Genomic DNA, 13636 nt, shown 5'->3' with positions numbered 1-13636 from the left:
CGCCCGGCGGTCTCCGCCCGTGTCCCTTGCGCCGGGATGACGGGCGGATATCGTGGGCTCGCGTCGTCGCCTGATCCGCCTTCACGTCGGCAGCTTCAGGCCACAGCTCTGCGATCAGAACAACAGGATGCCCCCCAACGCGCCGCCCCGCTGTCTTGCCGACAGCCCGTCGAACGACTTCGATCGCGTCTCGCCGATCTCGGCGACCAGCGTGATGCTCTTGGTCAGGCTGTAGTACAGGCCCGCAGTGAGATTGGCGTTGGACTTGAGGCCGGTCCCGGGGTTGTCGCTGTTGCGGCTCTGGCCATAGCCAAGGCCCAGCTTGATTCGGTCCGTTGCCTTGTAGGTCCCTTGCACAAGGTAGGCCGAGCTCCGCACGTCGCCCTGGTCGGCGTCCGAAAGGATGCCCAGGCCCTTGCCGGTCTGGAAGTTTGCCAGCAGACCAAAACGCCCCGCGTTCACGGAGCCGCCGACTTCCACTGCCGTCATGTTCAGCGATCTTCCGGCAGCATCTTCGAGCCGCTGGGACTTGCCGCCGAGCCACAGCTTGTACTGGTCGGTGCCGAAATTGACGCGGCCCTGGAACTGCGGCGTGTTCTTCGCCGTGTAGTCGGGCACGCCAATCACGGGCTGCTGGTCGACCGGGCTCATCACCGCCACGTCGACGGACAAGCCGCTGAAGGACGGCGTGGTGTAGACGAACTGACCATAGGTGCCGACATAGGCGTACCCCGCGCCGATATGACCGAGCGATACGCGGCCGCGCTGCGTGGCACGGGTTGCGGCACCGACGCCGAGCAGCGTCATGTCGTTGATGATCGCGTTGTAGCCGAACAGCCCATAGTCGCGACCGAGCTTGACCGTGCCCATGCTGCCATTGCCGAACGTCAGGTAGGCCTGACGCACGTCCACCACATTGTTCTGCGAGATGGCGTCGCCGGTCGCGGCTGCCGCCCCGATACCGATCAGCGCGGCCACATCGTATTCGTCCTGGCGCGACTTCGCGCCGACGGACAGATAGCTGGGCAGCAGGCCGTTGCCGATCACCGTGCTGTTGTCCTTGCCGCCGCAAGCGAGCGCGCGGCTGCCAAGCGCGAGGCCGCCGATGTTGTCGCCCGAGCATGAGTTCGTCGTATAGAAGGCATTGATATTGCCGCCCACCGTCAGCGTCCAGTCGCCGGCCTGGAACTCCGCCGCGCCTGCATGGCTGGCGCAGGCAAGTGCGCCGATGACACAGGCAGAACGGATGGATGGTTGGCCCGGTTTCGGTGTTGCGTGTTTCTTCTGCATGGATGTCTCCTCTTGTGTTGTTGATCTGATGCGGCCGGTTTGCCGGCGGGGCGCATTGCGCAAGCGGCGTGCCGGAGCAGTGGAAGAAGAGGAGCAGATCGAAGGGTTGTGGCGCGGTGAGGCATCGATGTGCACGCTTGAAGCAGCCGTGCCGATCGATGCGGCAAAACGAAACAGGAGGCTCGGCATGGGCGCCCCGAGACGCCGCGTTCAATGACCGGCCGATGCGCCGCGCGAGGACAGTTGTTGCGGAATCGGTCAGCGATGCGCCGGCACGGCCGCCACGCTGTCCGTCGCATGCCGTGTGTCATTTCCGCTCACTGTGCTGCGCGATGCCACATGCCGGAACAGCGATGCAATCTGGCCAATCGGGTACAGTCACCGGATCGAGAAGCGGAGGGAGACATGGCCGTCGCGAACCGTTCGGCGGGGCTGGTGGTGGTGCGTCGGATCGAAGGCCAATGGCGTTGCCTGGTCCTGCGCGCGTACCGCAATTGGGACCTTCCGAAGGGAAGGCCGGAGCCCGGTGAGGCGCTGTTGGAGACGGCACTGCGCGAGACTGCCGAGGAGACGGATTTGTCGGCGCTGACATTGCCCTGGGGCGATGACTATCGGGAGACCGAGCCGTACGCCAAAGGCAAGGTCGCGCGCTTTTACATTGCCCTGTCCCGCGAAGGGCAGGTCGGCCTTCCGGTCAGCGCGGAGCTCGGGCGGCCCGAGCATCACGAATTTCGCTGGGTGTCGTTCGCCGCGGCACTCGAATTGCTGCCGCCGCGCTTCGGGCCGATTTTGCAATGGGCGCAGGCCGTGGTGGAAGCCGGCGCCGGACAATATCCGTAGCAAGGGATGGCATGCCCGGAAACTCGCGCGGCCCGATATCGTCCAACCCCGATCCAGACCGATTTGAGAACCGTCATGCGAAGAGTCTTTTTCAGTGCCGCGAGTCTTGTCTTGCTGCTGGGCGTGGTGTCCGGCTGCAGCAGCACCGGCGCCCCGGGCGACCGGCAATCCGGCATCACCATGTATGGGACTGTCGACGCCGGCGTCAGCGTCACGCGGGACAGATAGGGCCGGTCCAGCCTGTCTCGATTCCGGTTCATCCGAGTGTTTAGCCGAACCGCAGTGCGTCGAGCCATTCGCCGATGACGGCACGCGCGGCGCGCTCGAGTACCGCGCCATGCCGCGCCGCATCCGCACGAATGGCAGCGATATCCAGCCGATGCGCCGCCAGTTCATGCGCATGGCCGATCAACCAGCGCTCGATCTGCCGGTGATCGGCCTCGAGATGAAATTGCAGGCCGAGAATGCGTGGCCCTAGCGCGAACGCCTGATTGGGGGAATCCAGGCGTTTCAGCCAAACGCGATGCCCCCTCCGGAATCGCGAACTGGTCGCCATGCCAATGGAGTACTGGAATGTCGCCGAGATGCCGCAATGGCGACGCTCTACCTTCCCCGGTCAGCGTCAGCGCCCCGTAGCCGATTTCGACCTTGCCCGTCGGCGCCACCGTTGCGCCCAACGCCGCCGCCATCAATTGCGCACCGAGGCAGATGCCCAGGGTCGGCTTGTCTTGCCTGAGCCGCGCCGCGATGTCGTCCTTCTCCGCGGCGAGAAAGGGGTAGCGCTCGGTCTCGTACACACCGATCGGGCCGCCCAGCACTACCAACAGATCCGCAGCCGTCACCGTCGCGCTGTCGATCGCATCGACGCCGGCCTCCAGATAGCGGACCGTATAACCGCGTTCGGTCAATAGCGGTTCAACGATGCCCAGGTCTTCGAAGGCGACATGGCGGATCGCCAATGCGATGCGATTCATCCGGTTCTGCTCCATTCAATCCAACGATTCGCGATATTGGTTGGCAATTCGATCGGCAGGGCGGGATGCATGCTCCGGCCCGCCCGCCGCCATGGCCGGCTCGCTTACGCCGCGGCGCGCAGCTTCACCGCCGGAAAATCCACCGGCACGGCGAATGCCACATTGACGTAATTGGTGAACAGATTCAGCGCCACGTGCGCGAGGATCTCGACGATTTCCTCGTCGCTGAAGCCTGCCTCGCGAACGGCCCGGACATCGGCATCGTTGACCTGCCCGCGCGCCTCGACGACTTTCAACGCGAAGCGCAGGGCTGCGGCGGTCTTAGGATCGGCGGACTCGCCCCCCTGCGCCGCGGACATTTCCTCGGCACTGGCGCCTGCCTTGCGGCCCAGCGCCGTGTGGGCCGCGAGGCAGTATTCGCAGGCATTGCGGTTGGCGATCGCCACGGCGATCTGCTCGCCAAGCCGGGCAGGAATGACGCCGCCGCCAAGTGCGCCGAAGCTGCCCCACATGCTCTGCAGCGCCGCAGGAGAGTTGGCCACGGCCTTGAACATGTTCGGCGTGGCACCGAACGCGCCGTGGATCTGCGCCAGCAGCGCCTGGCGGTCCGCGGTGGTGTGATGGGGATCGATCAGCGGGACACGGGACATGGGGTAACTCCTTGAAGTGGATGGCTGCCGTCCGAATGGAGCGGTCGGAATCCATGGTAGGTAGAATGGCTGGACGCGAGGTGCAATAACGTCCATGAAACTTGTCCTTCCATCCGAAACGCTCGCCCAGCCCACGCCCGATCCGGTGGATCGGCTGACCGCGTTGCTGGACCGGTTCCGTGTCCGCACCAAGCTGTTCCATACCGGCAAGCTGTGCGGGCGATCGACCTTCGAGCCGCTGCCGGGACGCGCCTTCCTGCACGTGCTGCGCCGTGGCGAGATGGAGGTACGGCACCGGCCCGGCGACACAGACGTGCCGCGTTTCCACCTTGCCGAGCCGACGCTGCTGCTTTATCCCCGCCCCGTGCACCATCAGTTCGTCAATCCGCCCGAGGACGGCTCGGATTTCACCTGCGCCACGCTGGATTTCGACGGCGGCGAACGCAACCCGATCGTGCAATCGCTGCCTTCGCTGGTGCGGGTGCCGCTGGATGCGGTGGAAGGGCTGCGGCCTGCGCTGGACCTGCTGTTCGCCGAGGCGGATCACGTCCGCTGCGGCTCGCGCGTGCTGGCCGACCGATTGTTCGAGGTCGTGCTGATCCAGCTGCTGCGCTGGATCATTGACCATCCCGCGGAGGTCGGTGTGACGAGCGGATTGATCATGGGGCTGTCCGACCCGCGCCTGGCGAAGGCGCTCGTCGCGCTGCATCGTTCGCCGTATGAGGACTGGTCGCTGGCACGGATGGCCTCGACCGCGGGCATGTCCCGCAGCGCGTTTGCCGCGGCGTTCAAGGACGCGACGGGTACCACGCCGGCGGCTTATCTGACCGACTGGCGGCTCAGCCTCGGCGCATCGATGATGCGCTCCGGGCGACCGGTGAACCTGATCGCCACGGAGCTCGGGTTTGCCAGTGCGTCGTCTTTCTCGAAGGCGTTCCGGCAGCGGATGGGGGTGTCGCCGCGCAAGTGGTTGGCGGAGTCGGTGTAGCGAGCGCCGCCATCGATCGACGGACGAGGCGGGCTTTCGCGTTCCCCCCACGCGTTGCCTTGTGGGGGCCTCGGCAGGCGAGCGCAATTCCCGGTGTCAGCGAACCACCGCGGCGCGGCCGCGTATGGCGGCCAGCACCAGCACGGTCGCGCACGCCTCCAGGAACGCCACGAAGTACAGGCCCGACGACAGCTGGCCGGTATTGGTCTTGAACCAGCCGATCATGTACGGCGCCACGAAGCCCGCCAGGTTGCCGATCGAGTTGATCAGCGCGATGCCGCCGGCGGCAGCGGTGCCGGCCAGAAAGGCGGACGGCAGCGACCAGAACACCGGGAACGCGGCCAGGATGCCGATCGACGCCAGCGTCAGCGCCACCAGGGCCAGCATGGCGCTGTGCAGCCACAGACCGGTCAGCGTCAGGCCGACGGCCGCCAGCAATGTCGCCATCGCGCAGTGCATCCGGCGTTCGCCGCTGCGGTCCGAATGAATGCCGTTGAGGACCATGGCGATGGTGCCCGCGATGAACGGGATGGCCGATACCAGGCCAATCTGCAGATTGCCCTGCACGCCCAGCTCCTTGATGATCGACGGCGACCAGAACGCGATGGTGGCGTTGCCGCTGACGACGCAGAAGTAGATCGCGGCGCAGATCCACACGCGGGAATTGGCGAACGCGGCCTTCAGCGTCGAGTGCTTGGCCGGATCGCGGTTCTCGGCCTCGATGGTGCGCGTGACCAATTGCTTTTCGGCGTCGGACAGCCAGCGCGCGTTTGCCGGCTTCTCCGGCAGGTACATCATCACGGCGATGCCGGCGAGCACCGACGGAATGCCTTCGAGCACAAACAGCCATTGCCAGTTGGCAAGCCCATCGACGCCATCCATCGTCGTCATGATGAAGCCCGCCAGCGGGCCGCCGATCACGCCGGCGATGGCGAACGACGTCATGAACAGGCCGTTGATGCGCGCGCGCCGCGCCGCCGGAAACCAGTACGTCAGATACAGCACGACGCCGGGGAAGAAGCCCGCCTCGAACACGCCGAGCAGGAAGCGCAGCGCGTAGAACTGCATCGGCGTCTTGACGAAGATCATTGCCATCGACGCCAGCCCCCACAGGATCGTGATGCGGGCCAGCGTCTTGCGCGCGCCGATCTTCTCGAGCAGCAGGTTGCTGGGCACCTCGAAGAGGAAATAGCCGAGGAAGAAGATACCGGCGCCGAAGCCGTACACCGCCTCGCTGAATTGCAGGTCCTGCAGCATCTGCAGCTTGGCGAAGCCGACGTTGACGCGGTCGATCCAGGCAAGGATGAAGAGAAAGACCAGGAAGGGAATCAGGCGGACGGCGATCTTGCGATATGCCACTTCGCATTGCCGCGCCACCTCGGTGGGCTGCAAGTTCTCTAAGGCGCCCGCGGCGCCGCTCATCACGGAAGACATCGGTGTTGCTCCTTGGGTGTGGTGGACGGGGCTGCGCTGCGTTGGCGCAGCCCTCGGACGGTCGCTGTGCTGGGGGGCGCCGCGGTGGCGGCGCGATCTTCTCTCTGCCGCGGCGTGCGGCGTGCTGCGTGCGCCTGCTGGGGCCGCTGCGGTCGGCGCTACTGCGGGCCGACCGCGGACGGCGGCCGCATCAGCGCAGCAGCGGCTCGATGGATCCGGCGACCTGCAGCACGCGGGCATCCTGGCCATGCAGGCCGCAAACGCCGAGGCCGATCCCGGATGCGACCGGCAATGACACCGCGCAGCCGTCCAGGAAATTGATCACGCTCGGGTTGCGCAGCACCAGCGCGTTGGTCGCGAAGAAGTCCTCGTCACGGTCAAGCGCATCGAGCCGCGGCGGGCGCATCGCGACGGTGGGCATCAGCCACGCATCGGCATCGCGCAGCCGCTCGGTGGCGTGGCGCTGCATCGCGCGGCGCTCGGCGAGCAGCGTGATGTAGTCCGCCGCGCTCAGTTGTTCGCCGCGCCGGATGCGCTGCGCGACCCGCTGGTCGTAGCGGTTTCCCTGTGCAGCTAGCCAGTCGCGATGCAGCGCCCACGCTTCGGCCGCCGTCAGGCCGCCGGCCGCGTTGATCTCGGGCAAGCGCCGCAGCTCGGGGAAGTCGAACGGCACGATTCGCGCGCCTTGCGCCGACAGCCGCGACAGCATGTCCTCGAATGCCTGGGCGACCTCGGCCTCCAGGCCATCGCAAACGAAATCGCGGGTCACGTAGAGGCGCAGCCCTGCCAGCGAAGCCGGACGCGCGTCCAGTGCTTCGCCGCTCAGCACCGCATCCATGGCCGCGCAGCAGGCAACCGATCGGGCCAACGGGCCGGCGGAATCGAGCGACGTCGACAGCGGGACGGCGCCATCGAGCGGCACGCGGCGCGCGGTCGGCTTGAAACCGGTCAGGCCGCAGAACGCCGACGGAATGCGGATGGAGCCCCCGGTATCGGTGCCCAGCGCGGCCACCGCCATGCCGCCCGCCACGCTGACCGCGCCGCCGGAGGTGGACCCTCCGGCGATCCGCTCGGTGTCGAGGGGCGTGCGCGGCGTGCCGTAATGCGGGTTCAGGCCCAGTCCCGAGAACGCGAATTCGCTCATGTTGGTGCGACCGATCAGCACCGCACCGGCAGCGCGCAGGCGCGCCACGGCGGGCGAATCGGCGGTCGCCGGCGCATTGCCGTCGAGGACGCGCGAACCGGCGCGGGTCACTTGTCCGCGCACATCGAACAGGTCCTTGATGGACACCGGCAGTCCGGCGAGAGGGGGAGGTCACCAGGCCGGCTGCACGTGCCTGGTCGGCAGCGCGCGCAGCGGCGAGCGCGCCGGCCTCGTCCACTTCGATAAAGGCCACACCGCCGGCGCGGCGATGGCTGTCGATGCGCGCCAGCGCCTGCTCGGTCAGCGCGACACTGGTGGTCTGTCCGGCGGCCAGCTTGGCCGCCAGCGCCGCAATGGTCGACTCGCTCATTCGGCCACCGCCAGGCTTTCGACGCGATACGCGTGGCGCAGCGTGCGGTTGCGCACCGGGTCATGCAGTTCGACCTCGAAGGCCTCGCCATGGCCCAGCTCGCCGATCACCGCCTGGGTTCCGCAGAACATCGCCGTGCCGGACGGCAGCGACGACTCGCCGGTCAGCCGATGGATCAGCTCGCGCGGATCGAGCAGGCGCGTGACCTTGCCTTCCTGGTACAGCGCGCGCTCGCCATCGCGCACGCGCCAGCAGCGCATCTCGAGGCTGTCCCAATGGTCGGCCACTTCCTCGAAGCGCCAGACCTGCTTGCCGACCGGCTTGTCGCACATCTGCTTGGACACCGTCACGTCATAGGCCTCGACCTTGCGGTCGGTATGGTCCGAGCCGACGCCGACGTACAGTCCATCGTCCGCCTGCAGCAGCACCACTTCGATTTCGCCGGAGGAGTCGTCGCGCGGCACCTCGATGACATCGGCCGTGGTCAGCAGCGACGCCGCCAGCGGATAGAAGGTCGGCACGCTGGCGGGCGGCTTCACGCCGATGGCCTGCAGCTCTTCGATATGGTGCTGGACGGCCTCGAGATCGCGCCCGGTCCATCCGGCAACGATCAGGCGTTGAATGTCGAGGGCGAGTTCGCCCCCGCCGGCGACTTGGAATTGCAGTGTCGGCATTGCGTACTACCTTGATTGGGGAAAAGAGGGGGGTTAGAGCGTCCGGATGATGTTCTTCCGGAATTCGTCGATATGCGTGCGGACCGCTTCCCGCACCGCCGGCACATCCCGGCGCTCCAGCGCGTCGACGATCTCCAGGTGTTCCTGGTAGACGTTCTCGAGATGCTGCGGGTCGGACAGCGACAGGAACCAGAAGCGGGCCTGCTTCTCGTGCAGGCCGCGCAGCAATTCGGCCAGCACCCGATTGCGCGAGGCGGCGGACATCGCCGTATGGAACTTCAGATCCAACGATGCCAAAGCGGGGATGTCACGACCGGCGATCAGCGGGGGCGAGCGGTCGACGATGTCGCGCATGGCCTTGAAATCGCTGTCGTGGCCGCGCTCGCAGGCCAGCGTGGCGCACAGCACCTCGTTGGTGGCGCGAACCTCGATCATGTCCAGCACTTCGTTCAGCGACAGCGGGGTCACCAGCACGCCTTTGCGCGGCATGATGGACACCAGCCCTTCGACCTCCAGCCGATGCAGCGCCTGGTGGACCGGCGTGCGGCCCAGCCCGAGCATGGTCGCCACCTGGGCCTCGTTCAATGGCTCGCCAGGCCGGAATTCGCACGAAATGATGCGTCGCTTGATTTCCGTATAGGCCAGTTCGCGCATGGCCGCCCCGGTCTGGGAGGCGGTCTGCTTGCCACTGTCGTCGTCGGTTCCTACCAGTCGGATGGATGTCGCCATGGTCCGGTTCTCGTTCTCTCTGAAGTTGGAGTGATACTAGTGTGATATTTCACAGAGGACAAGGGCCGGATTTATCAGGGTTTACGCGGGGTCGTTCTTAGCCCAGCGGTTCCCCCCGTGCGGCGTGCTGGAGGCCCAGGTCGATAAAGACCTTCCCTTCCTCGATCCGCACTGGATAGCTGCGAACGCCCTCCGTCACCGGCGCGCAGAGGGCTGCACCGGTCCGGACGTCGAACTTGCCCTGATGCAGCGGGCATTCGATCTCGTGTCCGTCGAGAAAGCCGTCGCACAGCCTCGCGTGGCCATGCGTGCAGAGGTTGTCGGTGGCATAGATCTCGCCATCGACGCCGTACAGCGCGATCTCGCGCCCGCCCACATCCACGGCGATCACGTCGTCCTGCGGCACGCTCGCCAGCGGAGCGGCCTCGGTCCAGCTTTCCGTCATCGTTCTCTCCAGCATCAGATCGGGTAGATCAGCGAGTTGGGGATCATCTCGCTGTCGAATATGCAAAGCCGCGAGGCGAAACGCAGGCCATCGGGCGTGCGCACGACGGTGTCGAGATAGCGGCCGGTGTTCAGCACATCGGTCAGCTGATCGGGTTTGGTGCGCAGTACCGCGTAATTGGCCTCGGACACGATGCGCTCGCCGTCGGCGCTGCGCACCAGCGGCGCGCCGACGATGTGGCGCTGGTAATAGGGGTCGTGGAACAGCGTCTCGCGAATGCCGTAGATGCGATCGCGCAGCATGGCCTTGCTTTCGAACGACAGCGTCGCCAGCGGCAGGCCGCGTTCGTGGTTCTCTCGCGGCTGGACCTTGTAGATACAGTCGTCGGTGAAGAAATCGGGCCAGCGGTCCCAGTCGCCGTTGTCGACGACGCTGGCGTAATCGGCGTACAAGGTCAGCAACGCGTGGTAGTCGGCGAATTCCATCTTCAGACCTCCATCACCTTGCGCCAGTAGGCGTACATGCCGCGAATCAGCGTCTCGGTCACCATATGGTCGGTGTTCTCCGCGGTGCGTCCGCCGAGTTCGGCCAGCACGCGATGCCATGGCTTCTGCGCGAATCCTTGCTGCGAGCATTCGATGGCCTCGCCGTCGTCGGCCGAGACGAAGCCGGCGGGACCGAACAGATTGGCCTGGCGCAGGCGGCGGCGCGTCATGGCCTCGTCGTCGTCCTCGAAGCCGAAATGCGTCCAGACGAAATCGAACGCATCGGGACCGCGCGGCTGGATATGGCGCGTGGATACCGAATTGACCTGCTGCTGGAAGATCACGCTCGGAAAGATCGTCATCATCACGGCCGTGGGTTCGCCCCACCAGGGTTCGTGCACGATGTCGAGCAGCCGGTCGTCCTGCAATGCCATCTGGTCCTTGAAGCTGGCGACGCCCGAAGTCACGTCGCTCTTTCCGCCCTGTCCGCGCGTCGAAACCATCGCGGCGTGACGCAAATGCGAGTCCATCACCAGGCGCGCCTTGTTGTCGGCGCGCCAGAGGCCGAAGGTCACGAACCACGTATGCAGCAGGCCGGGGTGGTAGGGGTCCTTGATGTTCTCCTGCATCAGCTTCCAATTGCCCGGGATGCGCTGCTTGTTGTAGCCGAGCAGCTTCAGCTTGCGGCCGTTGAAGAGACGATCGAAGTAGCCGAGGATGTCCGGGCCGAGATAGCCCTCCAGCGGTTCGACCTCGTGATCGAACGACGCGACGACCACCCCGCCGCGCGTGGCGACCTTCAGCCTGGTCAGCCCGTGTTCCTCCGGCCGGAAATCCGCGGGCATGCCGCCGTTGATCTTGCCGTCCTGCTTGACCCCGCGCCGAAACGGCACGCCCTGCAGATTGCCCTTCAGGTCGTAGTTCCACTGGTGATAGGGGCAGTGGAAGTCCTTGCGATTACCGCTGCGCTCGCGGCAGAACTTCATGCCGCGATGCGCGCAGACGTTCTCGACCACATTGATATCGCCATCCGCATCGCGGACCACGATGACGGAGCGCTCACCGATCGCGGTGCGCTTGAAATCGCCAGGATTGGGAATTTCCGCTTCGAGGGCGACATAGTTCCAATGGCCCCGATAGAAGCAGCGCTCCAGTTCGCGCTGATAGAGCTGCTGGTCGGTGTAGACGCGGAATGGGATGCGGCTGATGCCGTCGTCGGTCCATATCGGGTCGCTGCGTGGGGCGTTGCTGTCCATGCGATGTCTCCTGTTCTTGTTGGACGGTTGGCTGTCGTTGGTCAGTGCATTCGGGGCGCGGGTGAATCAAGCGTTCGATGCGTAGAAGGCGTCCGCGTAGATATGGTCGGCTTGGATGCCGCGATCGCGCAGCAGTACCGTCGCGGCCTCGACCATCGGCGGTGCGCCACATAGATAGGCACGCCATCCGTTCAAATCGGCGTAGTCGTGCGCGACCGCTTCCGTGACGAGCCCGGTGCGCAGATCGCGGTCGCTGCCCATCTCAGTGGAAACCACATCGATGCGCAGGCGCGGATGCCGCTGCGCTAGTTCGTTCAACCAGTCCAGCCCATACGCGTCGCGCGGCGATCGAATGCCGAAGTACAGATGGATGGGATTCGAGAGCCCGGCGGCGATCGCGCCTCGCACGATGGCGAGCACCGGCGCCAGGCCCGTCCCTCCGGCAATGCAAAGAATGGGATCGTCGTTGCGCATGCGCAGATAGGACGTGCCGAGCGGCCCGCTGACGCGAACGGTATCGCCCACCTTCAACTGCCCGCGGATATAGCCGGTGACGCGGCCTTGCGGAACCATCCGCACATGAAATTCCAGCTCCCCATCGCCCGGCGGCCGTGCCATGGAGTAGGGGCGAATATGGTCCGGCGTGAATTGCAGCGTCGCGTACTGGCCCGGAGAGAACGACAACGGCTTGGACGGCGCGAGCCGGATCAGCTTGATGTCGTGCGTCAGGTCCGCCAGTGCGGTCACCGTGCCTTTTACGATGCGAGCGGGGTGGACGACCACCTCGTCGGGCTCGGGAATCTCGATGATGCAGGGGCCCATCACCATCGATTGGCAGGCGAGCAGGGCACGTCCGCCTTGCTCATCGTCGTTGATGGGGGCGTGGGCGCTGTCATCGCCGGCTGGCCGCACATCGCCCTCGAGCAGACGACAGCGGCAGGTGCCGCAGCGGCCCGCCATGCAGCTGTACGAGATCGGCACGCCATGCTGCTGCAACGCGCGCAGCAGATTCTCGCCCTGCGGCACGTCCAGACGCTGTCCATGGGGAAGGACGCGGACTTCCATGTCGTCTCCGGTTCGTCGTTGTTGTTGTGGTTGTTGTGGGTGTGGTCGTTATGGTCCGGGCCCATCATCGGACATCACCGGTGATAAACCAATAGAATCCCGCTTATATGACCCATTCACCATAGTGATAACGAGAAAGGGGGAGACATGCGGCTGCAGGACGTCGATCTGAATCTGCTCGTCGTGTTCGAGCACCTGCTGCGGCTGCGTACCGTGTCGGGAACGGCCCGCGAACTCGGCTTGACGCAACCGGCCGTCAGCAATGCGCTGGCACGTTTGCGGCGAATCTTCGATGACCAGCTGTTCGTGCGCAGCGCCAAGGGAATGTTGCCGACGCCGGTGGCGGAGGACCTCGCCGAACCGGTCGCCTACGCGCTGGACGCGCTGCAGTCAGCCCTGAACCGCAAGGTCGAGTTCGACCCATTGCGCAGCGACCGCAGCTTCCAGCTGGCGATGACCGATATCGGCGAGGTGCACTTCATTCCCAGGCTGATGAGCGCGCTGCGCGAAAGGGCACCCGGCGTGTCGATCGCCACTGTGCGCAATACCGCGATCGACCTCGCCGACGCGATGAGCGTGGGACAGGTCGATCTGGCGGTGGGCCATCTGCCCGAACTGCCGTCGGAGTTCTACCAGCGCCGGCTGTTTCGCCAGCGCTACGTCTGCATGTTTCGCGCGGGCCATGCGCTGGACAAGCGTACCGTGCGACTGCAGGACTTCGAGCGCGCGGACCACGTCGTGGTCACCGCGGCCGGCACCGGCCACGCCCGGGTCGACGAAATCCTCGCCAAACTCGGGGTCCGCCGCAACATCCGCCTGCGCGTCCCGCATTTCGTCGCGCTGGCCGATATCGTCGCCACCACGGACCTGGTGGCGACCGTCACCGAGAAGTTCGCCCAGCGCAGCGCCGCGTACTTCGGCCTCAAATCGATCCGCCATCCGGTCGATCTGCCGGACATCCAGATCAATCTGTTCTGGCATGGGCGGTATCACCGCGATCCCGGCAATCAGTGGTTGCGGGATTTGATATTTGAGTTGTTTGCGGAGGGGTGAGCGTTGGAAGCCGGGCGCGGAATCGGTGCTGCGGTCGAAACGTTTGCAACCCGACTTCAGTAGGGAAAAGTTCTGACCCTTAATGCCGTTAACAAATGCCTTTAACGCGAAATAGATTGATTTGCGTTAAAGGCATTTAAATCTACCGTCGGACAGGTTGATTTGCTTATTGCAAATCGACGACACATCTCCCGTTTCCTACTAATCGGGGGTATTGCGGTTTTCCTTCTTGCGCGACC

13 protein-coding genes and 2 pseudogenes are annotated in these 13636 nt (G+C 65.4%); 4 read left to right on the top strand and 11 right to left on the bottom strand.

Annotated features, from left to right (window positions below):
* Positions 1–114 precede the first annotated feature (114 nt).
* The gene (locus tag OJJOAM_RS17275) at positions 115–1479 is read right to left on the bottom strand and encodes a porin (RefSeq protein WP_422650529.1); all 1365 of its coding nucleotides are present in this window, start codon (positions 1477–1479) and stop codon (positions 115–117) included.
* A 216-nt stretch (positions 1480–1695) separates the two neighbouring features.
* On the opposite strand from OJJOAM_RS17275, the gene OJJOAM_RS17270 reads away from it, so the two are divergent.
* Positions 1696–2130, top strand: a complete 435-nt coding sequence (locus OJJOAM_RS17270; protein WP_422650528.1) for an NUDIX domain-containing protein — start codon at positions 1696–1698, stop codon at positions 2128–2130.
* 75 nt (positions 2131–2205) lie between these two features.
* Positions 2206–2358 (top strand): hypothetical protein, encoded by a 153-nt coding sequence (locus OJJOAM_RS17265; RefSeq protein WP_422650527.1) that lies wholly within the window; start codon positions 2206–2208, stop codon positions 2356–2358.
* Positions 2359–2398: 40 nt separating this feature from the next.
* Here OJJOAM_RS17265 and OJJOAM_RS17260 read toward each other — a convergent pair.
* Both OJJOAM_RS17260 and OJJOAM_RS17255 read right to left on the bottom strand, forming a co-directional pair.
* Positions 2399–3104, bottom strand: a pseudogene (locus OJJOAM_RS17260) (glutamine amidotransferase).
* A gap of 104 nt (positions 3105–3208) precedes the next feature.
* Positions 3209–3754 (bottom strand): carboxymuconolactone decarboxylase family protein, encoded by a 546-nt coding sequence (locus OJJOAM_RS17255; RefSeq protein ID WP_422651080.1) that lies wholly within the window; start codon positions 3752–3754, stop codon positions 3209–3211.
* Between the two features lie 145 nt (positions 3755–3899).
* On the opposite strand from OJJOAM_RS17255, the gene OJJOAM_RS17250 reads away from it, so the two are divergent.
* Positions 3900–4742 (top strand): AraC family transcriptional regulator, encoded by an 843-nt coding sequence (locus OJJOAM_RS17250; RefSeq protein ID WP_422651079.1) that lies wholly within the window; start codon positions 3900–3902, stop codon positions 4740–4742.
* A 96-nt stretch (positions 4743–4838) separates the two neighbouring features.
* On the opposite strand, the gene OJJOAM_RS17245 is transcribed toward OJJOAM_RS17250, so the two are convergent.
* The 8 genes and pseudogenes from OJJOAM_RS17245 to OJJOAM_RS17210 all read right to left on the bottom strand — a co-directional run bounded on the left by OJJOAM_RS17245 (position 4839) and on the right by OJJOAM_RS17210 (position 12344).
* Positions 4839–6176, bottom strand: coding sequence for an MFS transporter (locus OJJOAM_RS17245; RefSeq protein WP_422650526.1), 1338 nt, complete (start codon positions 6174–6176; stop codon positions 4839–4841).
* 190 nt (positions 6177–6366) lie between these two features.
* A pseudogene (locus OJJOAM_RS17240) lies at positions 6367–7690 on the bottom strand (amidase).
* A complete protein-coding gene (locus OJJOAM_RS17235) occupies positions 7687–8364 on the bottom strand; it encodes a DUF2848 domain-containing protein (protein WP_422650525.1) in 678 nt (225 codons plus the stop codon). The pseudogene OJJOAM_RS17240 and the gene OJJOAM_RS17235 overlap by 4 nt, the downstream one beginning before the upstream one ends.
* 33 nt (positions 8365–8397) lie before the next feature.
* Complete coding sequence (locus OJJOAM_RS17230) at positions 8398–9093, bottom strand: GntR family transcriptional regulator (protein WP_422650524.1); 696 nt, start codon at positions 9091–9093, stop codon at positions 8398–8400.
* A gap of 97 nt (positions 9094–9190) precedes the next feature.
* Positions 9191–9538: a non-heme iron oxygenase ferredoxin subunit gene (locus OJJOAM_RS17225; RefSeq protein ID WP_422650523.1), complete on the bottom strand. Its 348-nt coding sequence runs from the start codon at positions 9536–9538 to the stop codon at positions 9191–9193.
* 14 nt (positions 9539–9552) lie between these two features.
* Positions 9553–10023 carry an aromatic-ring-hydroxylating dioxygenase subunit beta gene (locus tag OJJOAM_RS17220; protein WP_422650522.1) on the bottom strand — a complete coding sequence of 157 codons (471 nt, stop codon included), beginning with the start codon at positions 10021–10023 and terminating at the stop codon, positions 9553–9555.
* A 2-nt stretch (positions 10024–10025) separates the two neighbouring features.
* Positions 10026–11279: an aromatic ring-hydroxylating dioxygenase subunit alpha gene (locus OJJOAM_RS17215; RefSeq protein ID WP_422650521.1), complete on the bottom strand. Its 1254-nt coding sequence runs from the start codon at positions 11277–11279 to the stop codon at positions 10026–10028.
* 66 nt (positions 11280–11345) lie between these two features.
* Positions 11346–12344: a 2Fe-2S iron-sulfur cluster-binding protein gene (locus OJJOAM_RS17210; RefSeq protein ID WP_422650520.1), complete on the bottom strand. Its 999-nt coding sequence runs from the start codon at positions 12342–12344 to the stop codon at positions 11346–11348.
* A gap of 147 nt (positions 12345–12491) precedes the next feature.
* On the opposite strand from OJJOAM_RS17210, the gene OJJOAM_RS17205 reads away from it, so the two are divergent.
* Positions 12492–13397: a LysR family transcriptional regulator gene (locus tag OJJOAM_RS17205; RefSeq protein ID WP_422650519.1), complete on the top strand. Its 906-nt coding sequence runs from the start codon at positions 12492–12494 to the stop codon at positions 13395–13397.
* The last annotated feature ends 239 nt before the right edge of the window (positions 13398–13636 follow it).

Source organism: Cupriavidus sp. H18C1 (genome assembly GCF_049311595.1).
GTDB classification, from domain to species: Bacteria; Pseudomonadota; Gammaproteobacteria; order Burkholderiales; family Burkholderiaceae; genus Cupriavidus; species Cupriavidus cauae.
Note: the sequence above shows the minus strand (reverse complement) of the source record. Positions and strands in the feature narration are given on the sequence as shown.